Raw genomic sequence first — 26,242 nt, 5'->3', positions numbered from 1 at the left:
ATTACACCTTAAGCATAATACCCATTGAAAAAAAGTGATGTGATATCAATCACAATAATATATAAAGATTTGTGACAGTTCATATTGTTGACATAATACTTTTATTGACATCCAAAAAATATACATTAGTGTACACACATCTTTCGATACTTTTAAATAGCTAAATAATTAATTTGGAGAAATATATACAACGAAAAATTTTTTTGAATCCCTTATACAAATAATTGCAATTCATCACATATGAAAATAGCGTATTTTTTATTTTAAGGAACTATCATTTTTTTATTACAGCCTTCATTGTAAACCTCTTTATTTACAATACATTTACACTATCTTAACATTACTTACATTATTTATATGATATATTTATATAGAAGCTACTTAAGAAATTTCATATACATTTTATCTTTATGATCTCTAATCTAATCAATAAAAAGATCATGTTATATTTTTATAACAGGGGTGAATTACGATGACTGAAACTTTAAAAACACTTATAATGCTTGATGCTACTTACGTTGTTATTGCAATTATGACAGTACTAGTATTTGTATACTTGGAATTAAAATCTCAGTAATATATGCTGACGTAATCGACAGATTCAGCATTTAAATATAGTTAGAAGAAAGAGAGGAGAAAATTATTTCTCCTTTCTTTTGTATTTCTACAATTTCTTATTTTAATAAATCCAATGTATGTAAAAGTAATCCCTTGTCTCCTACTTCTCCATGACCAGGTACTACCGAATTTATATTTCCATATCGCTTCAGCACATTCTCAATCGATGTAGACCATTCATTTACATACGCATCCGCAACATTTCCTAAATCTTTAGCTTCCGCAGATTTTACTAAACAGCCTCCAGCTAAAATTTGATATTGTGGCAACCAAACAACAATATTATCTTCTGTATGTCCTTTCCCTGGATAGAACGTTTCTACTTTTGTATTGCCAAACTTTAAACTCGTAATTGTTTGTAAATCTCCAAGCGGCTCTTCATATCCACTGTTCTTTGCTAGTTCTGCGGTTAATGCTGTACTATGCGCTTTAATGCCTCTTTCTTTCAACGCTGTTATTCCGCCAATTCGATCAGCGTGCGCATGTGTAATAATGACATCCGTTACGCGCTTCTGAAATTTCTTTTCTACCATTTCTATTAGTTCCTTCGTTAATTTGTTATCCCAAGAAGAATCAACAAGTACTAGCCCTTTAGAAGTATTAAGAACTAGACCGTTCGAAGGAACTGCTTCTCCATTAAAATAACCTAACTCCGTATGAACCCATACATTCTTGTTTAACTGAGATATTGAAATGGTTCCCGTCTCATTTTTGATTACTATTTGCTCTAGCTTTTGTTCTGCTTTCACAGAAGAAATTGTACTAACAAATTGAGTTATTCCTAGTAAACTAACACATACCCCTAATTTTAATAATGTATTCTTTTTCATTTTCTCCATCCTTCCTTTCAAACTAAATAGTTATTACCTATATTAGACAATTCATCTCAAATCTTTGTTCCATCGTTTTTTACATTTTTTTACACAAATGATAAAAAAGCGTACAAAATGTTGTACGCTTTAAAACTTAATCTTCCATTCCATAATTCTCAAACTCTTCCTCATTCCCATAAAATACATTCAAATCAATATACTTTTCTTTTCCATTATAACCGCTTAATCTCCCGCGGTTCGTGTATTGCCAAAACGTCCATTTTCTCTCATCAGATAAACTCGGTTTTGTAAGAACACTACGAATCCATATATCACATTTTGGATTCGCATCCTTTATATATAAATCATACGCCTCTTGCGTTGCATACAATATTACTTTCTTATCGTAATGTTTTTCTAGCATTTCAATCATGACCGCCAACTCTTTCGTAACATCTTCACGCTTAGGCGGATTATCTTTTTTGTTAGCGTAAAACTCAACATCAATCACGGGTGGCAATGCTTGTTTATATTTTGGAACAGTTCGTATAAATTGCTCTGCTTGTGTTTCACCCTTACTATTGAAACTAAAAAAATGATACGCTCCGATGCGCATATCTGTCTTATTCGCATTCCTCCAATTTTTCGAAAAGTACTCATCCACAAACGAACTTCCTTCAGTCGCCTTTATAAACGCAAACTTCATATTTTGCTTTTCCAACTCTCTCCAATCTATATCCCCTTGATACGATGCGACATCTACACCTTTTATTTCATACTTATCAGCACTTATTTGATTCGGAATGAATATGCCTTGAAAAACTAAGTAAACGACAACACTTATTACACTTATTAAAGTAAAGATTCCTCCTATAAAAAGCTTCTTTTTCATTCATATCACCCATCTTTACAAATTAAAATTCTACTTACCATTCACGCTTTTTATTAATTTTCATTTTTTCTTTAAACGCCTTCTCTAAATCAATATTTAATTTATTTGCTAAATCACATACATTCCAAATTACATCAAACATTTCTAAACCGATTTCTCTTTTCGCATCTTGTATTGTATCACGCTTTAATATGACTTCCGCTAATTCACCTAATTCCGCCATCGTATATATCGTACGCTCTTCAATTGTTGTATCTTGAAATCCTTTTTCTTTACTGAAATTTGATACATACCTCTGAAACTCCACAATATTCATACTTAATCTCCCCTCATTACCAATACTCCATTTTTCTATTACACTTAAAACCTAAATTATATTTTGTTAAATTATAACATTCGGACTATAATTTATTTATAGTCCATTAACGGAGGTGTTTGCAATGACTCTCTTCGCTTCACCAACATTATTTATAGTAGCAATCATTTCATTTGCACTAGCTTATTTCATCGGAGTAAAGCAGTACACTTGGCTCTTATCAGGATTCAACGAACGCCGCGTGCCTGATAAAGTGAAACTATCAAAAATAGTAGGTCTTTATAATTTAATTGCTGGTGTCATTGCGACAATCGGTAGTGTCTTCACTACGCCTAATGTCACAATCGTTATTCCTATCACTCTAATTGGACACTTTATAATCGCCGCTTATGTAAATACACGCATGGTGCAGTGAAAAAGATCACCCAAATGGATGATCTTTTTTATAATTTATCAACATATTGCTTCGCTTCTAGTAAGGAAAAACCAAAAGCTTCTCTTACTCTCTTAACTGCTGTAATTTTTTTGCCTTCTTCTACAAGCTGGCGTAGTTCTTTATTAATTTCAGGTTCTCTTTCTATAATTCCCATTTCTTTCGTAATTAATTGTAATCTATCTTCAATTCTCTTTAAACGCGCATCATTTTTCTTTTCAATTGTAGTTAATTTTTCAGCGATATAAATGAAACCAACAGCTACTATCAGTATAACCATCCAGAATTCCATGAATGTTCCCCCTTACTAACTTTCATTTGCTTTATTCCACTAACTTATGTAAATTTTACCACAATACACATTTAATGTATAATATCACTATATCAAACTGTTAATAAAACCTATTATTTTAAGAGGACACTTTATAAAAAGATTTTTAAATACGTTACTTCAATTTGTAGTTCTTTCAATCGTGCTACATTTGTTATTTGATATAGTTGGTTGGCTTGTTTTCAATGCACCAATTAAAAACAAACAAATCATCATTTCTTTAATAACAATCTCATGGGTTATGTACATGTACCGAGACAAATTTTTTCAAAAGTTCACTTCAAACTAACTAAAAAAGAAAACACTTCATTGGTGAGGTTGTAAAAACGTTATCCTTATAATGAAAATAAAGAAGCTGTTCCTTCCAGCTTCTTTATCTATATAACATTTTTCGCAACAATTTTTATATGTTCTGGTGCGATAATCTCCGTTATACTTTCTTGGAAATCTTCCCGCAACATTTCTTCCAAATGTTCTAACTGCACTTCAACATGAGTGCATTCTAAATTATGTATATTTAACAGTGCATAATGATCTTTTTTCTTAATTACTAAATATTGATTTTCCTCTGTCACAAGTACAGAACCTAATCGGACTCCTAGTAAGCGTTGATCATCAAACTTCATAATTACTTCTCCTTCCCTCATATAAACAAAATTACAATGAAAATAATTACATTTATGGAAAAACACGCTTATTTAGACTATATCATAATTTACTAAAATAGAAATATCTTTTTCTGTTTTAATAAAAATCCCTATTTTTTCATATATTTCGATACAAAAAACTTTCTCAACATTAAATTTGAATTTTCAGTTTTTAATTCTATAAAAATCTATTATAATAAAGTTAATAAATGTTTGACCTCTCCTAATTCATGTACATATGGATGATCAGTAGTTATTGCTACTGATCTATTTTTTTGATTTCAGAAAGTACATACTCTGCATCCTTTCCTACACCACAAATAAGTGCGGAACCCCTTTGAGATTGCCATGGTAAACCGATATAATACAATCCTTTTACTGGACTGATTCCCTTTATATGATTAGGAAATCCTTTCTCATTCACTGCCTGTTCAATTTCAATCCAATTATAATTTTGAACAAAACCAGTTGACCATATAATGCTTTCTGCACTATAAGTATCACCATTCTGAAACATAATGTTATTTCCTGATGCACTTACTACTTTTTCTTGCAGTTTGATTGCTCCATTACGAATAAGTTTCTTACCTTCAAAACCGAAAATAGGGTCCTTTCTCTTCTGGAACCATCTTCCCCTCTTTGTATTTATTTCAGCGTACAATAAACCCACTTTTTCTAGCAGATTAAAAATACTTTTTCCAAAAAGTTGTAACGGTAAAAACGTTAAAGGATGACTAATAGACACCGTAACTTCATGAGTCTTTGCCAGTTCTACTGCAATTTGCATTCCTGAATTCCCACCACCTACTACTAGTACTTTTTCCTTAGGAATTTGTGATGGTGATTTATATTGTGATGAATGTATTTGAAAAATATGTGATGATAGATTTGCTGAAACTGAGGGAATAAACGGTTGCTGAAAAGCACCTGATGCGATAATAACTTTTTTCGTTTGTAAAACTTCTGTAGGAGTATGTAATTCAAATATTTCTTTTTCTTTCTTTATTTTTAGAACTTCCGTTTGTAATTGTACCGGTAATTGAAAATGTCTTGCATATTCTTCTAAATAAGTTGCAATTTCATCTTTATATGGAAATTCATTTTTTTCACCTATTAACGCCATACCCGGCAAGCTACTGTAAGACCTTGGGGTAAAAAGCTGCAAAGAATCATATCGATTTCTCCATGAATCACCAACTTGTTTTCCTGCCTCAAGTAATAAAAAATTATACCCTTCTTGCTTCAAGTAATATCCCATTGTTAATCCAGCTTGACCCGCTCCAATAATAATTAGGTCTATCATTCTAATCCCTCCTTCTCTTAAACGTATGAATACTTGTTCATATATTCATACGTTTCCATAATCATAACATTTTATTTTTATATAATTCAATATCTACTCAAAATAAAAAAGAGCAGTTCACTGCTCTATGAACTACTCTTCATTCCATTTCTACAATTTTTCCTCGTATAGTGTAATTCTATTTGAAAACGGATCAATTACAGTTAATTCAATTGTACCCCAAGGTGTTTTTTCTATATTCGGCTTCGAATAAGTATATTCTTTACTTAATAATACAGAATGATAATCCTTTACATCATCTATTTTAATCCGAATCGCACCACCTGGTGAGGCATCACCATGATGTTCTGATAAATGTATCACAGCATCCTGTAACGAAATTTGCAAATATAATGGCATATTTTCCTCATACCGATGTTCCCAATCCAGTTTAAATCCTAAAAAACCTAAGTAAAATAGTTTTGCTTTTTCAATATCAAAAATTCTAAATATAGGTGTTATCATTTATACTCTCCTCCTATTTATAAACATCTGCTGCCAATTCTCTCAAAACATCCACGTTTACTACTTCATAGCATCCATCGTTCTTCTTTATTATCTCTTTATCACAAAAAATATTTAATGTTCGCAACAAATGCCGATAGCTCGTTCCTAACAATTCCGCTATTTCCGTTAAATTCCCACTAAATACAATTCTATTTTCATGCTGAACTGCTCGTTCCCCTGCTGCTAACATGTAACTCGCAAGTCTATTTTCAAGCGGATACAATAAATTAATTGTACTATTTTTTGAAAGTCGATTTAACTTATGTGCTAACGATCCACAAATACATCTTAAAAATTTCGCATCATGAAATAGCTGATTTCTCACTTTTCCTAATGGTAAACCAACACAATATGAATCTGCCATTACTTGTACATTTGAAGTAATCCTTTGGGAATGAATTAACTCCACATCTCCAAGTAACTGCAAACTATCATAAAAACACAGTAATACGGATTTCCCGTTACTTAATGTGTTAAACGCTTTCGCTTTTCCTTCAACAAAGAAATATAAATAATCTATCTCTTCATTTTCTCTACAAATAAACTCATTCTTTTTAAAAAATATAAGTTCCATATATGGCTTCATATCATGACTAAAAAATGAATCAATATTATTTTTCTTCATATACTCTGCTAATTTAATAGAATTACATACTTTCTTCATAGTTCCCCACCTTTACAACTCATCCCCATTGTAATCAAAATTTTCTTCTTCCACTATGACATATGTCATAACAATACACAATTTCAGCATGATACAGTCATTACAAATATGAAATACAAAGGGGATATTACATTGTATAACTTTCTTTCTGTCTTTATTGGTGTGCTCATCGCCGTTATGCTTCCATTGAATGGGATTTTATCTGAGTTAATTGGCAAGTACACAGCAAGCGTTGTCATTCACCTTGTCGGTTTAATTGCAGTTATTTTCATTTTAATCTTAAACAAACATAAAATTCATTTCGATAAAAGTATTCCGCTTTTTTTATATAGCGCTGGAGCGATTGGAGTATTCACTGTTCTTTTTAACAATATAAGTTTCTCCGTCCTTGGTGCCTCTATTACGATCGCATTAAGTTTACTCGGCCAATCCATTGCTTCCATTATTATTGATCATTTCGGCTTATTAGGAATGAAAGTTGCAAAGTTTGAAAAGAAAAAACTAATTGGATTATGTTTCATCTCTTCTGGAATTATAATCATGACAATTTATTAATGGGGGCAAGAAAATGTTATATATTACGATCGCTATTTTAGCTGGTGTTTCTATCGTTGTTGCTAGAATTATTAACGCGAATTTAGCAAAGGAAATTGGAAACTGGGAAGGCACGTTTTTCAATTATATTACTGGATTATTTTTCTCTATGTTATTTTTAATTTTCAGTTCAGATTCATTGTATATCCCTATTCATAAGTTGCAATCTATTCCTATCGCCGTATACTTAGGCGGATTAGTAGGAGTTATCGTTATTTCATTATCCAACTATATTACTCCTAAAATATCAGCCTTTTATTTAACATTACTCATCTTTATCGGACAATTATTTGCGGGGACTATTATTGATTTCTTCCTGACAAATGAACTCTCAATTGGTAAAGTTATCGGTGGCATTTTCGTATTAATTGGGCTCACTTACAATTTACTCATAGATCGCCCGATAAAAACTGTGAAGCATAACCAAGTTCAACTATAATACTTTACGCTTACCTATCATATATTAATAGAAAAGCTCTTCACACGAAGTAATAGAGAGGAGAAAATCCTATTAAAAAAATTATTTTATTGCTAGGTAGCGTATTAATTATTTCTGGAATTGCATGGTTTATAAACTCGGGAAAATCTATTCAAGATCTCTATACTGCAAATAAACCGAAAAAGAAAGCTACTATTATTTCAAGCTCGCGAGATCCAAATGAGCCCCCTGTTTTTTAGGAAAACAGGAAATAAAAGATATACATGTAGAATCAATTAAAACAAAACAGGATATCTTTCTCACAAAAACAGATGAATTAAAAACGTTTATTAACAGTATGAATACCGACAAAAAAAGGGAAATTAACATTAGATGAAGAAGGATCAGACTTAATAGATTGTGATATGTGGATTACTTTCGAGGATGGAACTTATAAAAAATATTTCATATGGGTAGTTGATCATCACAGCAGCGAAGTGATGATTGCTCAGCAAAATACTCCTGATGATGTAAACCTTACGTACTATCAGTTAAACGAAGATAGTTCAAAAAAAGTTTATAATTTATTTAAAAAAATTATTTAAATGAAAAAGTCATGAGCACGCGAACTCATGACTTTTTGCACTATATATACTCCGGGAACACTCTACAACCCTTTTCCTGCTCTATATCATGACCAAAGAAAACAATTGGTTTCTCTTTCGCCACAACTTCTTTTAAACGTTTAATTGAAGATAAAGCTAATTCTGGATTAAATCCTGCGAACGGCACTTCATCTTCAAAATTCTCTTTCGTGTACGATGCATCAATCGTTAATAAAACTGAACCGGATTGCTCCGTCTCAATGAATAGCGACTGATGGCCTGGAGAATGACCTGGCGTATACAATACTTGAACACCTGGTACCACTTCATAATCCCCTACAATAATTTTGTAGTTCAAATGCGGTAATATACATTCTTTCATATATTCTTCTCTATGAAGTGCTGCCTCATATTCGGTTCGCTGCACAATAATCGGTGTATTTGTAAAAGCACCGTTTCCTCCTGCATGATCAAAATGTAAGTGAGAGCTAATAATATATAAAAGGTCGTCCGGCTCATACCCTACACGCTTTAATATAGTCACGATTCTATCTTCTTCAGTCATTTTCGGTAAAATCTGTCCTTCAACAAATGTACCGTTAAAAAGCCCTTCATTATTAACTGCACTTTCTGGCATACCTGTGTCTACTAAAATAGGACCTTCTTCCGTCTCCAAAAGATAACACCACACCGGCAAGTTTAATAGTTTCCCCGGTGTTAACGCACTGTTAACAGACGAATGATCCAACATGCAACGACCTGCTGGGATGAAATAAAGTTTCTTTACTGTCATTATGTATCCACCTTTACATTTAGTTTTGGATAAAGTAATACAGTAAAAAATTCTTCTTTTTAGAAATAAACTCCTTCTAGACTATCAGTACAGCTTGCATAAAAAAAGGGTATTTTTTTACATAGCAATATTTCACCATCTATAATATAGAAGTAAAGGATTCTTACTTTAAATGAAACATTAACACCGATTAACGCTGAAAACTTAAAGAAAGCACATACACTACTTGAAAGCGGGCACACCATTGGGAAAATCGTATTAGAGAAATTTTAATCATGATAGCGACAGATAGTATGTAAAATTATATTAACGATTTTTCGAATATATCTATCATAACGTACAATATATCAACGATTTTTCAAATATATCTATCACAAATCAAATTATATCAACGATTCGACAAGTTATATCGATTTATCAACAAATAACAACAATAAGAAAAGGCTGTTCCAGATGAACAGCCTCTTCTTTATTTACTTGAAATCTCTTTATTATTTTGAACGTCTAACGGAGCTCGCTTTCCTATTCCAAAAGCATAGAAACTAATTGTAACGATAGCTAAGAAAATAATACCTACAACTAATGAAATACGAGTATCATCGTTAAACCACATTCCGATTAATACCATAATTAAAAAGGCAATTGTTAAATAGTTTGTAACAGGAGCAAATGGCATTTTGAACGGATGATCTTTCATCTCTGCTCCCTTTTCTTTTCTAAAATTAATTTGACTAATTAAAATGACAAACCATGGTACCATTCCAGGAAGTACACTCGCACTATATACATATACGAATAAGTTTTTCGGTGCGATGTAACTTAAAACAACACCAACCGCCAGACCGATAATTACGCCAACTGTACCAAATAAAGGCACACCATTTCCAGAAAGTTTCGTGAAATATTTCGGTGCTTGTCCATTTACACCTAACGTATAAAGCATACGACCAGCACTATAAATACCACTATTACAACCAGACATTGCTGCTGTAATAACAACGAAGTTAATTAATCCAGCTGCTGCCGTAATACCAACTTTCGCAAAAGTTGCTACGAACGGACTACCAATTGTACTTAATTGATCCCACGGATACACAGTTACAATAACGAAAATAGCACCGATGTAGAAAATTAAAATACGCCAAATTGTACTTTGAATCGCTCTTGTAAGTGTCTTCTTTGGATCCTTCGCTTCACCAGCAGTAATACCGATTAATTCCACACCTTGGTATGCACCAACTACAAGTGATAAAGCAAAGAAGAATCCTGAGAAACCACCTGTAAAGAAACCGCCATTTGACCAAAGATTAGATATGCCAATCGCTTCTCCGCCGTTACCAATTCCGAAGAAAATAAGGCCAAATCCCGCAATAATCATTAATAGAATCGTAACGATTTTAATCATCGCGAACCAAAATTCAAATTCACCAAATGACTTCACAGAAATTAAGTTAGCTGCGCCAAGAATGACCATTGCGATTATACCTGGTATCCAAGCTGGTAAGTCCGGGAACCAATATTGCATATACGCTCCAACCGCGATAATTTCTGACATCCCAACGATAACCCACTGGAACCAGTTACTCCAAGCTGTCATATAACCAGCTAGCGGATGAATATACTTATGACCGAACGTCGCAAATGAGCCTGTACTTGGCTCCATATACAACATTTCTCCCATGGCACGCATGATGAAGAAGATGAAAATACCTGCAATTGCATAAGCAAGCATTACTGACGGACCTGTCCATTTAATTGTGCTGGCTGACCCCATAAACAAACCAACACCAATCGTTCCGCCTAAAGCAATCATTTGAATATGACGTGCTTCTAAACCCCTTTTCAATTCTTTGTTTGCCACTTCACTTCCCCCTCTTAGATGATTCATAGCCGCATTTTAAAACAAGATGCTTTCGCCTAATTCCTTTCGGCTCTGAAAATGATGAAGCAAACGTCATTTTACACTAGCTTTAAAGCTATCCTAAAATCGTTTTGCGCTCCTAATAAAATTCTCAAAACCTTTCATCTTCCAATATTCTATAAATCTTAAAATTACTTACCTTATATTAATTCATTAATCTGAAAAATTCAATTATTTTTTCAATAAATTATTATACATAAGTCTGATTAATTTTTAACTAAATTAACAATAAAATACATCTATTCAATATGATTCCGGCATGTATATTATTACAATATAAATAACAGAGGAGAGCATTTCTTTCTCGGTTTCATATGTCAAATACTTCAACCTTTATAGTTGATAACGTAATTTCCCACACATTCGATTTATATACCAATGAGAAATTTAATATATTAATAAACTACTAACTTCTTTACCCCAGCCAAAATATAAAAGAGTCTCATTAAAAAATGAGACTCTTTTACAATTTCATATTTAAATCGATTTCGAAGTTTGCTTACCAAAGATAAATATCCTAGTAAACACTGCCATTATAACTACAATAACTAGAAAATAAAGTGGCATCACCAGTAACGAGCCCGTATGCAATTGACTCATTCCCCAAATTGTCATCGTTACAATTACATAGTATCCTAAGCTAAACAACGCTCCAGCTGTACCAATGACATCTTGAAAATCTACTAACGCTAAACTTAAACAATTAGGTAATGCTACTCCAATTCCTAATAGCAATATAAACATCGCTATTAAAAATACAACCATATATATTACATTCGGATTTGATCCCACAAACGTAATAACAGATAAAAGGATAGCTCCTCCTGTCATTACGAGACAACCGATATATATAATTTTCTCTGGTTTATAAGTAGCAAGTAAACATTTTGAAATTTTCGCTCCAACAATAGAAGCAGATGCAACAACAATTCCTAGAAATCCATACATACTAGGCGATAATTGAAAATATTCAATAAAGATAAACGGCGCTTCTGCATAATAGCTAAATAAAACACCATTTGCTCCTCCAATTAACAGCCCATATGTTACCACTTTCGGATTTGTAATTAACCTCTTCAAGACTGAAAATACATTTATTTTATTCGTTACTGAGCCCGTTTTTGTTTCAGGAAGAGAAACAAACGTATACAGAAAAATACCGATACTCATAACTACTAAACTTAAAAATACTATTTTAAATCCAAACATTTGATCAAGAAAGCCACCAATTAACGGTCCTATCGCTGGTGTAAAAGCAATGACTGCCGAGATTTGAGCAAACATAACATGCCGCTTATGCCCTTCTACACTTTCCCGAAGAATCGTTTGTGTAACCACGGATCCTGCACTTGCTCCAAACGCTTGAATAAAACGACTTACCAATAAAACTTCAATGGAATTTGCAATATAGCATAAGAAACTCCCAGCGCCATATATTACAATTCCAAATAACATTGCTGGGCGACGGCCAATTATATCTGATAGCCATCCAATAAAAAATACACCTAAAGCAAATCCAGCAAAATACACACTAAGCGTTAACTGCACCTCATTATTACTTACATGTAACGCCTTTGAAATGTCCGGTAAAGACGGTGTGTAAATCGTTTCACTAATTTGCGGAAATGCGACAAGAACAATCATTAACAAAAGTGATGGTACTGAGACTTTTTTCATTTTTCATACCCTCCTATAACTTTGAAAATCCCAGAAATAAAAAGACTTTCCTTAGCTACGGAACAGGAGGGGCCATTATAGAAATCCGGTCATAAAACAACAAAGAAAACACCTCAATTACGTATGTTAATACTTATAGGAGGGTAATATTAACATCGATTTTTAAATATACTTTTTCAATTATATTACATATTACTTTTATTTTTCTAGTATTAACGTTCAAATGTTCTTTTTATATTAGTGAACAACTAATACACGCCATAGAAGATAACTACTTGATATAACCACCTTATTATGGAATAATTAGAAATAGTTTGAATCTGTAAACGTAATTATAAAATGATATACTCATATATTCCTAATGTCATAAAGCTGAACAAGTAGGAGGACTTTCGTAATGATTGAAATTTTAAGGACAGTAGTCAACTTTCTAATTTCTCTATTCTCAGGAGAATTACCATTTGTATATTATGTATGGATTATTACCCTATTCCTAATTCAAATAACCCAATCTACTCTAAACTATAAACTCTTTGACAAGAAAAACAATTTAAGCACTTATATATCGGAAGGATTACTTGCTTTTATTATTTTATTGTTTGGAGGAATATTAGTATCTAAGTTACTTGCTTACATAATAGACGATCCTACTATTAGTATGACGAATTTAACACATTATTTTGTTTCTCTTATCATATTAACTATATTTGTCGTAATAACCTGTGTTAAAGACTTTATAGAGACATCTATAAAGAATAAAAATATATCTCTTTTGAGCTTTTTAGTAATTTCCTTCATAACAAGTATACTTTCATTCAAGTTTTTATCACCTTTAATTGAAGGTTCTTTTTCTCTTTCTAAATCTTTTATCACCACTTTAATCATTCTTGTAACTATATCAATCCCTCTATTAATTTCCTTAGAGGATAAGTATGCAGACGAAAAGGAAACGGAAAATTTATAGTTTCTCATTTACATAAAAGAAAGAGGGAGCTCCCCTCTTTCTTTTAAATCATCCCTTTTAATATCAATCCTAAAACTGACATTATTATCGCGCTAATAATAATTCGCAAAATCCAAGTAGTGTTTGTACTTATTTTTTCTAATTGCTTATTGATTGTTGCTATGTCTTTCTCATTAATAGTAGTACGCGTTTCTAAATTTCGAATGTCTCTCATCATTTCTTTTTGCTCCGCCTTGAGACTGTCAATTTTAGCGTAAACATCTTCCATATATTCACACCCTCTGTTCATCTTAATAGAAAAATCTATATATATTATGAGACAACCCTCTTACCTGTGAATACATTGCGTATATCCGCGTACCAAATTATTTGTACAATCTAATTGAATTACTCACATGTTTCCATTCTTCTATTTATAAATTAGCGTTAAGATAGATTAAAATTTAAAAAGGAATCCCTTGTTTATTTAACAACAAACAAGGTGCAATCCACCATTCGGGAGCACCTACGATAATTTCTATTGTTTTCATATTTACAACTCAATATAATCAGTATGATTTTCTGAAGAATTCACTTTTTGAACTGCTTAAAGTATACTAATATGAATACGAAATAGCTGTATTGATAAACTCTCTAGAACAATAAATATACTGGCTGAAACGGATCTATATCCAATATTTTTTCCAGTAACATGAATGGTTATTTCTGATAAATGCGTTTGTATATCATTGTTTTCAAAAATTTCATCCTCAACCTTTACAATATCTGCTTCACAATCTACTTCTTTAAAAGTTTTCAATAATTTTGTTTCCAATATACTACAATCAAAATTCTCATCTTTTATTACGGCAAATTTAACTTTCATATCGATTTCCCCATTTTTAACAAACTAAAATCACTAAATCAATATAAATATATATTATTCTATTAAATAATTCAAAATATATGTTTCTTATAAATCACTACTAAATATCAATTCTAAGGATTTAGATAAAAAAGAAAACAAATAAAGTGAAATTCTAATCAGTAGGTGGTTTGTCCATTCCCCGCTGATTATTTAGTTAAACCAATCGGACATTTAAGAGATTAAAAAATTACTCTTTCAATCACCAAGCTAATTAATAGATAATCCCCCTGTGCTCAGTGATTCAAAAAAATTTTTATTTTTAATTCATAGCTTCTGAGAACTTTTTGCTTTAATATTGATAAGTCGCTTCTTACATTCTGTAATATTGGAAATAACTATATAGTAAAACAAATTAACTATTAGGAGTGCTATTTATGTTTGATATACTTCGTCTCTTAATTATATTTCTCATTGCTATCTTTTTATTTTTCTCCATACTAATGGAGTTTAAAAAACCTCAAAAAAGTGTATTTTGGTTTTCAATTGAAGTCTTATCTCTTCTAGGGATTATAATGCTTTTTAAAGATTTTTTATCAAAAATATAACTTATTCCACGAATAATGACGTGTTTCAATACAATATCTTTATCTTTTGAACGATCTTATTTCTTAACACGGACTCTACCTCAAGTTGTCTTTTCTTTATAAAAAAATAGCCTGCCTATTTCCGTAGGCAGACTATATCTTTATTCCTCAATACAAAAGTATACTTTCTTTTTCACTCAAACTTTATGTAATGATACAGATTCCAAATAAATTATTGTCTTTTCTGTATTTTTATCATTGATTTTTTGTTCATAAATTCGTAACACATATAGATGAGTTATCATGCTAAAATTAGCTTATTCAAAAGAAGTTATTCTTAATGAATCGATAATTTTTAATACCCTGTTTAAAGCCTCGCCCCCCTGCGAGGCTTTTTCCTATTTAACTAGAGTAATGGTTATCAACTGTTACTATGCTGCTACGGATCCTACTTTTAGCTATTCAGTATCAGCACACGTAAAATTCTTTCCTCCATCATTTGATTTACAAACTGTATTTATCGATTTTTCGGTTATTTTTTCACTTTCATTAGAAACTTGATCTAAATTCATTCGATATAATTGTTCCGGATTTTCTTTTGAATTTCCTTCAATATGAATTGTATGATTGAACATCTCAGCCGTGAAGCTGCTAGATGTATTTATCATTTTTACTCCATTATTTTCACCTACATAGCGTTCAACTACTCTTTCGGCTTCTTTAAGTTGTTGAGATGTAGGATACGGTATAGATTCCGCTAAAATAACTACACCTACTAAATATGTAATATACAAACCACCTGCAATCAAGATAACTTTCTTTACTGTTTTATTAATCATGCTCTAACTCCCTTTTTTTATTTCGCTATTAAAATATATAATTTCTCTAATTTACATCAATTTCTTTTTAATACATAACATTCGTTTTACATTTTATAAAAAGCACCTCTCTTACTAATTTTCAATTTGATAATATCATTATATTTATCGTTTTTCAATAAATAATTATTATTAAGCGTTTTATTTTTACTGTTTTTTATTTTTGATTCAATTTAAAAACAAGTGACTTATTTAAGTCGACTACATCATCAGCAAGTTTGAAAATTTGTTAATTAATAAAATAAAAAGAGCAACTATATGTAGTCTCTCTCGTTCTATCTATGTAGATTAGTAGTTTAACTTCAGCACTCACTCTATTCAAGAATACTTTACTGAATATTCAATCTGATGATAAAATTGACCTAATTAATATTTTCTTCCATCACTGTATAAAAAATTACAATAAAAAAATAGCACTCTCACAATTAAGTAAACGCAAACTGTTTCTTCTATCTACTTACTATTTAAGGTTAATAGTGACATAACCAGATTTAAAAATTCGACTTAAATTCATTGATGAATGGAGAGGTTTATATGAAATTGAAAGACAAAGTAGCAATCATAACTGGTGGAGCAAGTGGAATTGGCGAATCTACTGTTCGTCTTTTTATCGAAGAAGGTGCAAAAGTAGTTATTGCTGACTTTTCTGAACGTGGAAAAGAACTATCAGATGAATTGAATGCACATGGATATAATACTTTATTTATTAAAACTGATGTAACAAAAGAGGCAGATATTAAACAGCTAATTCATGAGACAGTAAGTACATACGGTAAATTAGATATTATGTATGCCAATGCCGGCGTTGCTGATGATGCACCAGCAAACGAATTATCCTATGAAAAGTGGAAAAGGACTATTGATATTAATTTGTCTGGGGTATTCCTTTCTAATAAATATTCGATTGAACAATTCCTTAAACAAGGTACAGGTGGTGTCATCGTTAACGCTGGTTCGATTCATAGTTTTGTTTCATTACCTACCCCAACAGCATACTCCTCTGCAAAAGGTGGTGTGAAACTATTAACTCAAAATTTATGTACTGCCTACGCTAAATATGGAATACGTATTAATGCGGTGTGCCCCGGTTATATTGACACCCCTTTACTTGGTAGTGTTAATCCTGAACAGAAAGAATATTTAGCTTCACTTCATCCACAAGGCAGACTTGGAACACCAGAAGAAGTCGCTAAAGCTGTCTTATTTTTAGCAAGTGATGATGCTAGTTTTGTTAACGGTACAACACTTCTTGTTGATGGAGGCTATACTGCACGTTAATTTAAAAATTTTGAAGCACCCTAAGAAATATATAGTCTTCAACAAGAAAAAGCGCCATCACAAGTGACGGCGCTTTTTCTATGTAAGAGCAACTAGAAGGTATCCTTCTAGCCTACTCCCATTTATAAGTCCAAAACTGTTCAAGTTGCAGCCATTTTAATGTTGCTGCATCTTTGTTTTTTATTTTTGCATGCGTGTCTTCAAGCATTGCTTCTGTTTGTGAACGGTGCGCACCTAATGCAGTTAATTTATGATCAAATACTTCACTAATGTTATTTACAACATCCGGTTCTCCTAATACTGCTTCACGATTTTTCGTAATCGCAACAGCATGGATAACTGGGCGCTCTTCTTTTGGCATACGTGATACAGCGCGAACGACAGCGCGGCCAAATGCATTATGATCTGGATGTACACCGTGCTCTGGATAAAATGTAATAATTCGAGATGGATTTACTTCTTGAATAATTGCTTCAATTTTGTCAGCAACGAAATCAACATCTTCAAATTCTAACGTTTTATCATGGAAGCCAAGCATTCTTAAATCTTTAATACCCATCGCTTCACAAGCATCTTTCAATTCTTTCTTACGGATATGTGGAATCGTTTCACGGTTAGCGAATACGTTCTTACCCATGTTACGTCCCATTTGTCCTAGAGTACCACATGCATACGTTACAGGTACTCCTTGATCTGTTAATAAGCGAATTGTTCCTCCCGCAGCATATGCTTCATCATCTGGATGCGGAAATACAACAAGTACATGTCTCTCCATAAGTTTCCCTCCTTCTTACTTAAATGGTGTTAAGCTTAACTCAAGTGCAACTGCTAGACGACCTAAATTATCATGTCCAGCTAATAATAAACGCTCTTGATCGTCTACTTCCCAGTGCGTAATACCTTCAGCATATACCCAACCGTGATCCATTTTCAAACCAACTCGGTATGGATTTGTTCCAGTTATCTTCCCGCGTTCAAAACGGATAATCGCATTTCGAATGAAAGCACCAACTGTCATCATCTTTTCATTTATGTGTGATGCATACGCTCCGTTTGTCGTTTCTAAATGAATATATACATCTTTATTTACAAAACGTTCAATTTCATTTTGAATAAGAGAACTATCTTTTACTATTTCCATCGGAATTCACCTCTTTAAACCATTTTACGCAAAAATAATGTAAATTGCTATCTCTATATTAGAGGACAACGCTCACTTTTCCTAATAATTTGCACTGTGTTTTTTATATTTTTTATATGATATGTAAAAAATACATTTTTTCCTTCACTTTGTTAAATAGTTTTCTTTCTTTTTTGAATTTGCTACAATATATTTTATCCCGTATTATTGCAGCGAGATACATTTCGACAATTGAATACATAATTTAAAGAAGGTGACATGATTGGAACAGTCAGCACATGAAGTAGCAAATTGGCAATATTATTTTGCAATTGCCGTATTTTTAATCACGTACGGATTTATTATTTCTGAGAAATTGAATCGTGCTGTAATCGCACTATTCGGTGCTGCTATTATGATTATTTTTGGAGTTGTAGATTTACATACTGCTTTCACATCACATATTCAATGGGAAACGATTACCCTTTTAATTGGGATGATGATTCTCGTACATATTACGAGTCAATCAGGCGTCTTTGAATTTGTGGCCATTAAAGCGGCAAAAGCAGCTGGTGGAAAACCGATTCGCATTTTATTATTACTATCCCTATTAACTGCTGTCGGATCAGCATTTTTGGACAATGTAACGACTGTTTTATTAATCGTTCCTGTTACATTATCCATTACACGTATTTTAAAAGTAAATCCTGTGCCTTATTTGATTTCAGAAGTGCTGTTTTCAAATATAGGCGGAACAGCAACATTAATCGGTGATCCACCTAATATTATGATTGGATCAGCAAACAAGCATTTAGACTTTAACGCCTTTTTACTTAACTTAGCTCCAATCGTAATTATTATTTCTATCGTGACACTTGGCATTATTTACTTCATGTATCGTAACAAACTAAAAACAACACCTGAACAAATCGAAAAACTAATGGCATTAAACGAAAAAGATTACATTAAAGATCAAAGCCTCCTTTTAAAATCTATTTCGATTTTAGGACTAACTATTTTAGGCTTCGTACTTCATTCGATTATTCATGTAGACGCTGCTGTTATCGCGATGACAGGCGCTACACTTCTTATGTTAATCGGCGTGAAAGAACATGATATTGAAGATGTATTTGCCCATGTTGAATGGGTAACCATTTTCTTCTTCGCCGGATTATTTGTTCTCGTTGGCGGGTTAATTGATATCGGACTTATCTCTTCACTTGCAAGAGAAGTAATCGACGTAACAAACGGTGACATCGGATTCGCAGCTATACTTATTTTATGGGTATCTGGCATCGCATCTGCGACAATCGACAACATCCCATTTGTCGCAACGATGATTCCTCTTATTCAAGACTTAGCTACAGGACTCGGACTATCTGTCGATTCTCCGCAAATCGAAGTACTATGGTGGGCGTTATCTCTTGGAGCTTGCTTAGGAGGAAATGGAACACTAATCGGTGCATCTGCAAACGTAGTCGTTGCTGGTATTGCAAAACGTGAAGGACATGGCTTCTCTTATATGGACTTCTTAAAAATTGGTTTACCATTAACTATTGTTGCACTCTTGTTATCACATGCTTATATATATTTACGTTATTTAATGTAAAAGTTATATTGCATGAAATTATATCTTCAAATCCAAAAGGTTTGCAGCATCGTGCTGCAAACCTTTTTTCATCACCAAAATATACCGATAATTGCTAACCCACCCAATATCATACCACCAATTTGTCCAACGATTGCTGGTGATAATTGAACACCTTTTCTTACTTCAACAACCGGTCTTTCATGCCTTAATTGCTGCACTTCACTTTGAAGTTGATGTACACTTCCGTGTAATTCTTTAATTAATTCCTTTAATTCAGCGACCTCTTCATTTACTGGTTTACTTTTTTCTAAATTCATTTTTCATGACTCCTTATAAGTTCAATCAGTACATTGTAAAAATTCGCCAATTATCATTATATCTCCTGCATACTACATATATAATTTTGAATGTACTTTCTAACCTTGCAGCTCTATCCATTCATCCCGCAATATCCCCATAATGATACGATCAAAACACTTCCCATCTCTTTGAACCGCTTCTCTCATACACCCTTCCATCTGAAAACCTATCTTTTTATACAACGCAATGGCTGCTTTATTATAAGAAATCACATCAAGACCGACGCGGTGTAAATTCAATTCATAAAAAGCATATTTTAAGATAAGATGGATTGCTTCCCTTCCATATCCCTTTCCTCTATCATTTGCATCTCCTATACCAATGGCTAATAAACCCGTTCTGTTATTCCACTCTATGCCATGAATTGCAACAAAACCAATTAAGCGATTTTCTTGAACTGTCCTTAACATGAAAGAAACACTATTCGATCTCCGTCCCTTTAATAGCCCATCACTTGCTATTTCTTGTATCGATTGCGGGAATGCTACATCTGTATCAACATATCTTAAATACTCACTATCTTCTTGCCACATAGCCATTACTTCAGCATCTGTTTCTCTCATAGCTGATAATTTAATCGTTTTATTTCGAAAAAGATTCATTGTCATTTCAAACTCCCCCTTTTAAATAACAGGGATACTTATTTTAGCCTATTTATCCCCTTATTCCATAAACTGTTTCATAAACGGGATACTTACAATAAGCGCTGACATTGGCACATCTCCTCCATATTGAATTAACTTCATTGTATAATTTTTTATTTATTCTAACAACAATAGAAAGGCCCTCCAAATTTAGAGGGCCTTTCCTAATAGCAAAACTATATTATTTCGTAAACATTTTCTCCGCTTCATCCATTGCCATTTTGTTTCCTAAAGCAGAATAGTCCAGCCATGGTTGATCATTGATAATGTATACGTGCTTGCCTTTAACTGCTTTTAAGTCTTTCCAAATTGGCGTTTCTTGAAGTTGTTTAAATGCTGCTTTTGCTTTATCATCTCTATTTACAACAACGAAAATCGCATCTGCATCAAAGTCAGGTAATACTTCTTGTGAAATGACTTCGAAAGGGCGGTTTCCATCAATTTTCTCTACACCATTTGCAGGCTGTAACCCTAAGTCTTGGAATAAAATTGGTCCCATCGGTCTTTTCGTACTAAATACACGCAATTCTTTTGCAGTAACGCGAATTGCCATTACTTTTTCGTTATTACCTAGCTCTTTATCTATTAAACCTTTTACTCGTTTTGATTGCTCTTCGTAATCTTGAATATATTTATCTGCTTCTTTCTCACGGTTTACAAGTTTACCAACTTGTTTTAAATGATCTCTCCACGTACCTTCATCTAAATTGAAAGAATGTGTTTTTGCAATTTTTTCGTATTTCGCTACATCTTTACCAGCATATTTTTCATCAACATAAATGTCAGTTGGCTTTAATTGAAGTAACGCTTCCATATTCGGATCTGTTACAACACCAAGCTTCTTCGTATCTTTCAACTGCTCTTTTGCGTGCGGTAAGAAATCTTTTAAATCTCCACCAATAACAGAACCTACTGGTGTAATTCCTAATGCAAGTAAATCATTCGTTAAATGAATAGACATTGAAGCAATTTTTGGGTCATTACTTTTTTCCGTTTTTTTCGTTGCCTCTTCATTAGCTTTCGTTTGACCACATGCTGCTAATACTAAAATACACATCATGCTAAATAAAATAGTAAGTTTCTTTTTCATATGTTCTCCTCTTTGAAGTATTTATTTTGTTTTTGTAAGTAAATAAAGAAAATACGGTGCTCCTAAAGCTGCCACTACTACACCAGCTGGAATAGAGTTTGGCTCAAATATAGAACGACCTATCGTATCTGCTAGCACTAAAATAATCATTCCGATAATGCCAGCTAAAGGAAGAAAGTGTTGATATGTAGTACCTACTAACTTCCTTGCGATATGCGGAGCAACTAAACCGATAAAACCAATCCCTCCTGCCATCGATACACTTGCGCAAGATAATCCAACCGCTGTAGCTAAAAGTAATAACCGTTCTTTTTGAACAGAAACACCAAGTCCTGCTGCTACACTATCACCTAGTGACAATGCATTTAACGTTTTAGATTTTAGCCATGCATACGGGGTTAGTATGAAAATCCAAGGTAATAATGCAAGGACATGAATCCAATCCCTTCCCCACACGTTACCAACTAGCCATCTAGAAGCGAATGTATACGTCTCATCATTTAACTTGAGAGAGAAAAATAACGAAATTGCACTAAAACCAGCTGAAACTGCAATACCAACGAGAATAAGTCTAATGGGAAGTAAACCATTTGACCGATCACTCGCAAGTAAAATAATAAGAAATGCAGCTAATACTCCTCCGCCAAATGTAAATAACGGTATTAAAATGGATGCACTTTCATTAATAGAATGAAAGAATGTAACAAATATAATTAGCCCGAAAGATGCACCTGAATGCAGTCCTAAAATACCAGGGTCTGCAAGTGCGTTACGTGATAATCCTTGTAAAATCGCACCGGAAATCCCAAGGCCAATACCAGCTAACATTGTGATTATAATTCTTGGCATACGATAATCGTATAGCACGGTTGCGCTCTCAAAATCACCATAACCAAAAAGTGTTTCAATTACTTTAAGTGGCTCTATACTCAGTGTCCCTGTATTTAGACTAATTAAAATTACAGCGATACTTACACATCCGAATATTGTAGTTACAGTAATAGCTCTCTTTTTATCCGTGTTAAAAAGATCTTTCACTTATAGCTCCCTCCCAACTTTACGTGCTATATAGAGGAAGAACGGAACTCCAACAAGAGCTACCATAATCCCTATCGCAAGTTCCTTAGGAGGGTTTACTGCTCTTGCTCCTAGGTCAGCTACAACTAATAACATAGCTCCTAATAATGCTGACATAGGAATAATGAGTCGATAATTAACACCAACTAATTTTCTAGCAATGTGCGGGATAACTAGTCCTACAAATCCGATAGAACCAACAGCTGAAACAGAAACACCTGCCAGAATAACTACTATAATCATCCCTAGTATTCTCGTTCGGTTCGTTTTCACTCCTAAATTTGTAGCAACATCATCTCCCATTGATATGAGTGAAATTGATCTCCCTAGCATTGTCGCAAAAATAATCGTTATAAGAATAATAGGGACTAAAAATTTCAAGTGTTCCCACTTAACCCCTGCAACACCACCAGCATACCAAAACGCTAAATCTTGGCTTAAATCATAATAAATCGCAACACCTGAACTTAATGAATGTAAAAGCGCTGCCATAACCGCTCCAGCAATCGTTAACCTCATTGGTGTTAACCCGCCTGATGTTGCTGATCCAATAACAAAGATAAGTACTGTACTTAAGACAGCTCCAATAAAGGAAACAATCATTAAATAGGAATACGACATATGTGGGAAAAAAGCAAAACTAAGTGCTACTACAAACATCGCACCTGCATTTATTCCGAGTACACCTGCATCAGCTAAAGGATTTCGTGTTACACCTTGCATAACAGCACCAGCAACCGCAAAAGCTGCCCCTACAACTGCTGCACCAATTACTCTCGGGAGCCTTAATTCATAAATAATTTGGTGCTGTGTTAGTTTCGGGTTGTAATCCAAAACCGCTGCCCACACCGTTTGTAAATGAATATCTTTTGCACCAAATGAAATGGCTAAAAATATAGATCCAATTAAACATAAAATTGTTAAGCTCATGAAACATATGAACTTAATATGTATCCAGCGGTTATTACCAGCATGTACAGTAGACTTATGTAACATGTTTCATTTCATCCTTTATATTCAGTTGTTTTTTATAATTATTTTTTATTTGTAATTATTATTGATAATAATTATCATTTTCATTTAGATATTATATCGCCACTTTTTTTAAATAGCAAACTATTTTTTCACTTCGCTAAATATTAAAATACTTATTACAATTCCCTTCCAAAAATTACAAATACACACAAAATAGACTACTAGCTTATTTTTAAAAGTGTAGTATACTTAATCATTATTTCGAGTTTTCAAATAAAAATACCGAAGGTGACCCAATGTTATATATAAAACAACTACTACACTTCACTTACGAGCAAGCATTATCTTGCTTATTCCCAGTCGTTATTTTCTTAACACTAGCCCTTTCAAAAATCGTTTCTATTCCAGGGTTATATCGCTATGATTTCATACTCATTGCATGTCTTCTTATGCAGTGGATTATGTACAAGACTGGACTTGAGACGAAAGACGAATTAAAAGTAATTACTGTCTTTCACCTCATCGGCCTTTTACTAGAAATATATAAAGTTCATTTCGGTTCATGGAGTTATCCTGAAGAGGCGTATTCAAAGATTTTTGGAGTTCCACTTTACAGCGGCTTTATGTACGCAAGTGTCGCAAGTTACATATGCCAAGCGTGGAGAAGGTTGCATTTAAAAATGCATCATTGGCCGAAAGCTATTTTTGCCGTGCCGTTAGGAGCTATGATTTACTTCAATTTTTTCACACACCACTTTACATACGATTTTAGATGGATATTAACTTTACTACTATTCATTGTTTTCTCTCGCACATTTGTACAATTTTCATTACAAGGCGTTACATATACAATGCCACTCGTTCTCTCCTTTTTCCTTATCGGATTCTTCATTTGGATTGCAGAAAACATCGCAACATTTTTCGGAGCATGGCAATATCCAAATCAACGGGAAGCGTGGAATCTCGTTCACTTAAGCAAAATTAGTTCATGGTTTTTACTCGTTGTTATTAGCATTATGATTGTTACACAACTCAAACATTTGAAAGAGTCGAAAAAATAATGCTGATTATGTAAAAATAGTTAGCCCATCACTCATTAGAAAGTGATGGGCTTTTTTACCTTCCTTATTAAAGTAGTTACATATTATGAGCTACTACTAGCAGAAGATGTTGCTGCAGATGAAGCGGCAATCGTTGCCATCATAGCTGCTTGTTGTGCTTGTATGAGGACTTCTATCATAGTTTGTAAACCTGTGTTGGTAGCTTTACTTTCCTCACCTTTCTGACTTACGAACAGTTGAATAGCAATAAGAATATTCGTATCTGTATGCCAACGGAATAATTTCTCCCCCTGCAGTTTTTCAATCAACGCTTTAATAGCATAAATCTCTTTTTCTCCATCTTCAAGTAACGCTAGTAGCCCGATTGCTGGATAATGCATCTGTTTCACTTTTACCTTTTCTTGTTTTAACAAATTCCATATGTTTGTACATGTTGCAACTAACATTTCTTCACGGACATCCTTCTTTAGTGAAAGAATATGACTTAAAAACTGAAGATCATTCCCTTTACGCAAACCAGCTTTCGCTAGTTTCTGATACAGACGTTCTACACGATCCATAAATGTTTCTACATTCTCTGATTGTCCTGCTAATAAAACCGCGAGCGGATAATCATTTGTACTTGTAAGAAAGAGGTGATCCTTTTTCATGCGTTTATATACTTGCATCGAACGCTGAATGTGCGCGCCATGCTGTTCATTTTCTTCTGTTAAAAGCACAGCTGCTGCGAGATAAGTAAATATACTCCGGCTAAAGCCACTAGTGACCAATTGTTCATATAAATCTAAAAACGTCCGAAAAGCTTTCTTGTAATCTGTAAAGTGAATATCTAATGTTGCGGCCACTACAAAACGATGATAAGACTTTAAGTATGAAAACATCCCTACTTGATTCTTAATATAACTACTAATTTCTAAAAAACGTTCGAGATTAAACAATTTATCACTACCTGCATACATAGCAGCAATCATCATTCCTGTTCGAGAATCACTCGTTTTCCATTTTAGTTCTCCCTTTAACTGTACATATGTATGTTTATATTGCTCTAACTTTTGCTCTAATGTAATCATAGTATTCACCCCTATTTCTAGTTCTTCTCTATCATTATACTTATATTCCATATTTAGGAATACTACAATTAATAATCACAACCTAAAAAATTATAAAATTCTCTAATCCTTCAAGAAGTTATACAAAAAAGGT

30 protein-coding genes and 2 pseudogenes are annotated in these 26,242 nt (G+C 33.1%); 10 read left to right on the top strand and 22 right to left on the bottom strand.

The genetic code is table 11. The features are described from left to right. Positions 1-674: 674 nt before the first annotated feature. From bla2 to HMPREF1014_RS07710, 3 genes are all read right to left on the bottom strand, one after another. Complete coding sequence (gene bla2 / locus HMPREF1014_RS07720; protein ID WP_000742461.1) at positions 675-1,448, bottom strand: BcII family subclass B1 metallo-beta-lactamase; 774 nt, start codon at positions 1,446-1,448, stop codon at positions 675-677. 136 nt (positions 1,449-1,584) lie between these two features. Beyond that, complete coding sequence (locus HMPREF1014_RS07715) at positions 1,585-2,322, bottom strand: glycoside hydrolase family 25 protein (protein WP_000727666.1); 738 nt, start codon at positions 2,320-2,322, stop codon at positions 1,585-1,587. A gap of 34 nt (positions 2,323-2,356) precedes the next feature. Then, positions 2,357-2,638: a MazG nucleotide pyrophosphohydrolase domain-containing protein gene (locus HMPREF1014_RS07710; protein WP_001028132.1), complete on the bottom strand. Its 282-nt coding sequence runs from the start codon at positions 2,636-2,638 to the stop codon at positions 2,357-2,359. Between the two features lie 124 nt (positions 2,639-2,762). On the opposite strand from HMPREF1014_RS07710, the gene HMPREF1014_RS07705 reads away from it, so the two are divergent. Continuing rightward, on the top strand, positions 2,763-3,053 hold the full coding sequence (locus HMPREF1014_RS07705) for a DUF3784 domain-containing protein (RefSeq protein ID WP_000171773.1): 291 nt from the start codon (positions 2,763-2,765) through the stop codon (positions 3,051-3,053). A 28-nt stretch (positions 3,054-3,081) separates the two neighbouring features. Here the strand turns inward: HMPREF1014_RS07705 and HMPREF1014_RS07700 are convergent, their stop codons facing one another. Continuing rightward, positions 3,082-3,363 carry a hypothetical protein gene (locus HMPREF1014_RS07700; RefSeq protein ID WP_000397724.1) on the bottom strand — a complete coding sequence of 94 codons (282 nt, stop codon included), beginning with the start codon at positions 3,361-3,363 and terminating at the stop codon, positions 3,082-3,084. Between the two features lie 133 nt (positions 3,364-3,496). Between HMPREF1014_RS07700 and HMPREF1014_RS07695 the strand changes: the two genes are divergently transcribed. Then, positions 3,497-3,691, top strand: a complete 195-nt coding sequence (locus HMPREF1014_RS07695) for a hypothetical protein (protein WP_000819660.1) — start codon at positions 3,497-3,499, stop codon at positions 3,689-3,691. A gap of 88 nt (positions 3,692-3,779) precedes the next feature. On the opposite strand, the gene HMPREF1014_RS07690 is transcribed toward HMPREF1014_RS07695, so the two are convergent. The 4 genes from HMPREF1014_RS07690 to yeiL form a co-directional block, all read right to left on the bottom strand. Next, positions 3,780-4,028: a hypothetical protein gene (locus HMPREF1014_RS07690; RefSeq protein ID WP_000666948.1), complete on the bottom strand. Its 249-nt coding sequence runs from the start codon at positions 4,026-4,028 to the stop codon at positions 3,780-3,782. 280 nt (positions 4,029-4,308) lie between these two features. Then, complete coding sequence (locus tag HMPREF1014_RS07685) at positions 4,309-5,352, bottom strand: flavin-containing monooxygenase (RefSeq protein WP_000566228.1); 1,044 nt, start codon at positions 5,350-5,352, stop codon at positions 4,309-4,311. A 150-nt stretch (positions 5,353-5,502) separates the two neighbouring features. Next, complete coding sequence (locus HMPREF1014_RS07680; RefSeq protein WP_000632405.1) at positions 5,503-5,856, bottom strand: glyoxalase superfamily protein; 354 nt, start codon at positions 5,854-5,856, stop codon at positions 5,503-5,505. A gap of 13 nt (positions 5,857-5,869) precedes the next feature. Continuing rightward, complete coding sequence (gene yeiL, locus HMPREF1014_RS07675; protein WP_000754830.1) at positions 5,870-6,562, bottom strand: transcriptional regulator YeiL; 693 nt, start codon at positions 6,560-6,562, stop codon at positions 5,870-5,872. A gap of 108 nt (positions 6,563-6,670) precedes the next feature. Between yeiL and HMPREF1014_RS07670 the strand changes: the two genes are divergently transcribed. The 3 genes and pseudogenes from HMPREF1014_RS07670 (at position 6,671) to HMPREF1014_RS07660 (ending at position 8,179) form a co-directional block, all read left to right on the top strand. Beyond that, positions 6,671-7,117 (top strand): DMT family transporter, encoded by a 447-nt coding sequence (locus tag HMPREF1014_RS07670; protein WP_009326661.1) that lies wholly within the window; start codon positions 6,671-6,673, stop codon positions 7,115-7,117. Positions 7,118-7,130: 13 nt separating this feature from the next. Next, positions 7,131-7,595 (top strand): DMT family transporter, encoded by a 465-nt coding sequence (locus tag HMPREF1014_RS07665; RefSeq protein ID WP_000965811.1) that lies wholly within the window; start codon positions 7,131-7,133, stop codon positions 7,593-7,595. Between the two features lie 89 nt (positions 7,596-7,684). Next, a pseudogene (locus HMPREF1014_RS07660) lies at positions 7,685-8,179 on the top strand (hypothetical protein). Between the two features lie 40 nt (positions 8,180-8,219). Here the strand turns inward: HMPREF1014_RS07660 and aiiA are convergent. After that, positions 8,220-8,972 carry a quorum-quenching N-acyl homoserine lactonase AiiA gene (aiiA, locus tag HMPREF1014_RS07655; RefSeq protein WP_000216584.1) on the bottom strand — a complete coding sequence of 251 codons (753 nt, stop codon included), beginning with the start codon at positions 8,970-8,972 and terminating at the stop codon, positions 8,220-8,222. Between the two features lie 165 nt (positions 8,973-9,137). Between aiiA and HMPREF1014_RS29625 the strand changes: the two are divergent. After that, positions 9,138-9,245, top strand: a pseudogene (locus HMPREF1014_RS29625) (zinc-binding alcohol dehydrogenase family protein); the annotation flags it as partial. 196 nt (positions 9,246-9,441) lie between these two features. On the opposite strand, the gene HMPREF1014_RS07650 reads toward HMPREF1014_RS29625, so the two are convergent. Together HMPREF1014_RS07650 and HMPREF1014_RS07645 are read right to left on the bottom strand one after the other, a co-directional pair. Beyond that, the gene (locus HMPREF1014_RS07650) at positions 9,442-10,833 is read right to left on the bottom strand and encodes an amino acid permease (RefSeq protein ID WP_001284404.1); all 1,392 of its coding nucleotides are present in this window, start codon (positions 10,831-10,833) and stop codon (positions 9,442-9,444) included. 537 nt (positions 10,834-11,370) lie between these two features. Continuing rightward, the gene (locus HMPREF1014_RS07645; RefSeq protein ID WP_000758009.1) at positions 11,371-12,570 is read right to left on the bottom strand and encodes a multidrug effflux MFS transporter; all 1,200 of its coding nucleotides are present in this window, start codon (positions 12,568-12,570) and stop codon (positions 11,371-11,373) included. 397 nt (positions 12,571-12,967) lie between these two features. Between HMPREF1014_RS07645 and HMPREF1014_RS07640 the strand changes: the two genes are divergently transcribed. Further along, positions 12,968-13,534, top strand: coding sequence for a DUF5823 family protein (locus tag HMPREF1014_RS07640; protein WP_000570038.1), 567 nt, complete (start codon positions 12,968-12,970; stop codon positions 13,532-13,534). A 43-nt stretch (positions 13,535-13,577) separates the two neighbouring features. Here the strand turns inward: HMPREF1014_RS07640 and HMPREF1014_RS07635 are convergent, their stop codons facing one another. The 3 genes from HMPREF1014_RS07635 to HMPREF1014_RS07625 all read right to left on the bottom strand — a co-directional run bounded on the left by HMPREF1014_RS07635 (position 13,578) and on the right by HMPREF1014_RS07625 (position 15,804). Next, entirely contained in the window at positions 13,578-13,802 is a 225-nt protein-coding gene (locus HMPREF1014_RS07635; protein ID WP_000390469.1) for a hemolysin XhlA family protein, read from the bottom strand. A gap of 318 nt (positions 13,803-14,120) precedes the next feature. Continuing rightward, positions 14,121-14,399: a hypothetical protein gene (locus HMPREF1014_RS07630; protein ID WP_000865000.1), complete on the bottom strand. Its 279-nt coding sequence runs from the start codon at positions 14,397-14,399 to the stop codon at positions 14,121-14,123. Between the two features lie 1,024 nt (positions 14,400-15,423). Beyond that, a complete protein-coding gene (locus tag HMPREF1014_RS07625) occupies positions 15,424-15,804 on the bottom strand; it encodes a hypothetical protein (RefSeq protein ID WP_000608950.1) in 381 nt (126 codons plus the stop codon). A 573-nt stretch (positions 15,805-16,377) separates the two neighbouring features. Between HMPREF1014_RS07625 and HMPREF1014_RS07620 the strand changes: the two genes are divergently transcribed. Continuing rightward, the gene (locus HMPREF1014_RS07620) at positions 16,378-17,121 is read left to right on the top strand and encodes an SDR family NAD(P)-dependent oxidoreductase (RefSeq protein ID WP_000768020.1); all 744 of its coding nucleotides are present in this window, start codon (positions 16,378-16,380) and stop codon (positions 17,119-17,121) included. Positions 17,122-17,233: 112 nt separating this feature from the next. Here HMPREF1014_RS07620 and bshB2 read toward each other — a convergent pair whose 3' ends face one another. Both bshB2 and HMPREF1014_RS07610 read right to left on the bottom strand, forming a co-directional pair. Beyond that, positions 17,234-17,896, bottom strand: coding sequence for a bacillithiol biosynthesis deacetylase BshB2 (gene bshB2, locus HMPREF1014_RS07615; RefSeq protein WP_000439483.1), 663 nt, complete (start codon positions 17,894-17,896; stop codon positions 17,234-17,236). 15 nt (positions 17,897-17,911) lie between these two features. Further along, positions 17,912-18,262, bottom strand: a complete 351-nt coding sequence (locus HMPREF1014_RS07610) for a YojF family protein (RefSeq protein WP_000407045.1) — start codon at positions 18,260-18,262, stop codon at positions 17,912-17,914. A 262-nt stretch (positions 18,263-18,524) separates the two neighbouring features. Here HMPREF1014_RS07610 and HMPREF1014_RS07605 point away from each other — a divergent pair, with 262 nt between their 5' ends. Continuing rightward, positions 18,525-19,850, top strand: coding sequence for an ArsB/NhaD family transporter (locus HMPREF1014_RS07605; RefSeq protein ID WP_000437992.1), 1,326 nt, complete (start codon positions 18,525-18,527; stop codon positions 19,848-19,850). 71 nt (positions 19,851-19,921) lie between these two features. On the opposite strand, the gene HMPREF1014_RS07600 is transcribed toward HMPREF1014_RS07605, so the two are convergent. The 5 genes from HMPREF1014_RS07600 to HMPREF1014_RS07580 all read right to left on the bottom strand — a co-directional run bounded on the left by HMPREF1014_RS07600 (position 19,922) and on the right by HMPREF1014_RS07580 (position 23,999). Then, positions 19,922-20,149, bottom strand: coding sequence for a coiled-coil domain-containing protein (locus tag HMPREF1014_RS07600; RefSeq protein WP_001047523.1), 228 nt, complete (start codon positions 20,147-20,149; stop codon positions 19,922-19,924). Between the two features lie 99 nt (positions 20,150-20,248). Next, positions 20,249-20,800: a GNAT family N-acetyltransferase gene (locus HMPREF1014_RS07595; RefSeq protein ID WP_000178510.1), complete on the bottom strand. Its 552-nt coding sequence runs from the start codon at positions 20,798-20,800 to the stop codon at positions 20,249-20,251. A gap of 217 nt (positions 20,801-21,017) precedes the next feature. Then, positions 21,018-21,926: an iron-hydroxamate ABC transporter substrate-binding protein gene (locus HMPREF1014_RS07590; protein ID WP_000728222.1), complete on the bottom strand. Its 909-nt coding sequence runs from the start codon at positions 21,924-21,926 to the stop codon at positions 21,018-21,020. Positions 21,927-21,947: 21 nt separating this feature from the next. Then, complete coding sequence (locus tag HMPREF1014_RS07585) at positions 21,948-22,964, bottom strand: FecCD family ABC transporter permease (protein WP_000653826.1); 1,017 nt, start codon at positions 22,962-22,964, stop codon at positions 21,948-21,950. Further along, positions 22,965-23,999, bottom strand: a complete 1,035-nt coding sequence (locus HMPREF1014_RS07580; protein WP_000902722.1) for a FecCD family ABC transporter permease — start codon at positions 23,997-23,999, stop codon at positions 22,965-22,967. 275 nt (positions 24,000-24,274) lie between these two features. On the opposite strand from HMPREF1014_RS07580, the gene HMPREF1014_RS07575 reads away from it, so the two are divergent. Further along, positions 24,275-25,039 carry a DUF817 domain-containing protein gene (locus tag HMPREF1014_RS07575; protein ID WP_000965751.1) on the top strand — a complete coding sequence of 255 codons (765 nt, stop codon included), beginning with the start codon at positions 24,275-24,277 and terminating at the stop codon, positions 25,037-25,039. 83 nt (positions 25,040-25,122) lie between these two features. Here the strand turns inward: HMPREF1014_RS07575 and HMPREF1014_RS07570 are convergent, their stop codons facing one another. After that, entirely contained in the window at positions 25,123-26,160 is a 1,038-nt protein-coding gene (locus HMPREF1014_RS07570) for a DUF4003 domain-containing protein (protein WP_009326658.1), read from the bottom strand. Between the last annotated feature and the right edge of the window lie 82 nt (positions 26,161-26,242).

Source organism: Bacillus sp. 7_6_55CFAA_CT2 (assembly GCF_000238655.1).
Lineage (GTDB): Bacteria > Bacillota > Bacilli > Bacillales > Bacillaceae_G > Bacillus_A > Bacillus_A cereus.
This window is presented reverse-complemented; position numbering and strand designations above follow the sequence as displayed.

Bases quoted from the DNA above. Each gene is read 5' to 3' on its own strand.
- HMPREF1014_RS07620 (WP_000768020.1), top strand. From the start codon at position 16,378: ATGAAATTGAAAGACAAAGTAGCAATCATAACTGGTGGAGCAAGTGGA.
- HMPREF1014_RS07685 (WP_000566228.1), bottom strand. From the start codon at position 5,352: ATGATAGACCTAATTATTATTGGAGCGGGTCAAGCTGGATTAACAATG.
- HMPREF1014_RS07710 (WP_001028132.1), bottom strand. From the start codon at position 2,638: ATGAATATTGTGGAGTTTCAGAGGTATGTATCAAATTTCAGTAAAGAA.
- HMPREF1014_RS07715 (WP_000727666.1), bottom strand. From the start codon at position 2,322: ATGAAAAAGAAGCTTTTTATAGGAGGAATCTTTACTTTAATAAGTGTA.
- HMPREF1014_RS07670 (WP_009326661.1), top strand. From the start codon at position 6,671: ATGAAATACAAAGGGGATATTACATTGTATAACTTTCTTTCTGTCTTT.
- HMPREF1014_RS07590 (WP_000728222.1), bottom strand. From the start codon at position 21,926: ATGAAAAAGAAACTTACTATTTTATTTAGCATGATGTGTATTTTAGTA.
- HMPREF1014_RS07580 (WP_000902722.1), bottom strand. From the start codon at position 23,999: ATGTTACATAAGTCTACTGTACATGCTGGTAATAACCGCTGGATACAT.
- HMPREF1014_RS07610 (WP_000407045.1), bottom strand. From the start codon at position 18,262: ATGGAAATAGTAAAAGATAGTTCTCTTATTCAAAATGAAATTGAACGT.
- HMPREF1014_RS07700 (WP_000397724.1), bottom strand. From the start codon at position 3,363: ATGGAATTCTGGATGGTTATACTGATAGTAGCTGTTGGTTTCATTTAT.
- HMPREF1014_RS07635 (WP_000390469.1), bottom strand. From the start codon at position 13,802: ATGGAAGATGTTTACGCTAAAATTGACAGTCTCAAGGCGGAGCAAAAA.
- HMPREF1014_RS07570 (WP_009326658.1), bottom strand. From the start codon at position 26,160: ATGGAATATAAGTATAATGATAGAGAAGAACTAGAAATAGGGGTGAAT.
- HMPREF1014_RS07625 (WP_000608950.1), bottom strand. From the start codon at position 15,804: ATGATTAATAAAACAGTAAAGAAAGTTATCTTGATTGCAGGTGGTTTG.
- HMPREF1014_RS07665 (WP_000965811.1), top strand. From the start codon at position 7,131: ATGTTATATATTACGATCGCTATTTTAGCTGGTGTTTCTATCGTTGTT.
- HMPREF1014_RS07595 (WP_000178510.1), bottom strand. From the start codon at position 20,800: ATGACAATGAATCTTTTTCGAAATAAAACGATTAAATTATCAGCTATG.
- HMPREF1014_RS07690 (WP_000666948.1), bottom strand. From the start codon at position 4,028: ATGAAGTTTGATGATCAACGCTTACTAGGAGTCCGATTAGGTTCTGTA.
- bshB2 (WP_000439483.1), bottom strand. From the start codon at position 17,896: ATGGAGAGACATGTACTTGTTGTATTTCCGCATCCAGATGATGAAGCA.
- aiiA (WP_000216584.1), bottom strand. From the start codon at position 8,972: ATGACAGTAAAGAAACTTTATTTCATCCCAGCAGGTCGTTGCATGTTG.
- HMPREF1014_RS07630 (WP_000865000.1), bottom strand. From the start codon at position 14,399: ATGAAAGTTAAATTTGCCGTAATAAAAGATGAGAATTTTGATTGTAGT.
- bla2 (WP_000742461.1), bottom strand. From the start codon at position 1,448: ATGAAAAAGAATACATTATTAAAATTAGGGGTATGTGTTAGTTTACTA.
- HMPREF1014_RS07640 (WP_000570038.1), top strand. From the start codon at position 12,968: ATGATTGAAATTTTAAGGACAGTAGTCAACTTTCTAATTTCTCTATTC.
- yeiL (WP_000754830.1), bottom strand. From the start codon at position 6,562: ATGAAGAAAGTATGTAATTCTATTAAATTAGCAGAGTATATGAAGAAA.
- HMPREF1014_RS07680 (WP_000632405.1), bottom strand. From the start codon at position 5,856: ATGATAACACCTATATTTAGAATTTTTGATATTGAAAAAGCAAAACTA.
- HMPREF1014_RS07645 (WP_000758009.1), bottom strand. From the start codon at position 12,570: ATGAAAAAAGTCTCAGTACCATCACTTTTGTTAATGATTGTTCTTGTC.
- HMPREF1014_RS07600 (WP_001047523.1), bottom strand. From the start codon at position 20,149: ATGAATTTAGAAAAAAGTAAACCAGTAAATGAAGAGGTCGCTGAATTA.
- HMPREF1014_RS07705 (WP_000171773.1), top strand. From the start codon at position 2,763: ATGACTCTCTTCGCTTCACCAACATTATTTATAGTAGCAATCATTTCA.
- HMPREF1014_RS07575 (WP_000965751.1), top strand. From the start codon at position 24,275: ATGTTATATATAAAACAACTACTACACTTCACTTACGAGCAAGCATTA.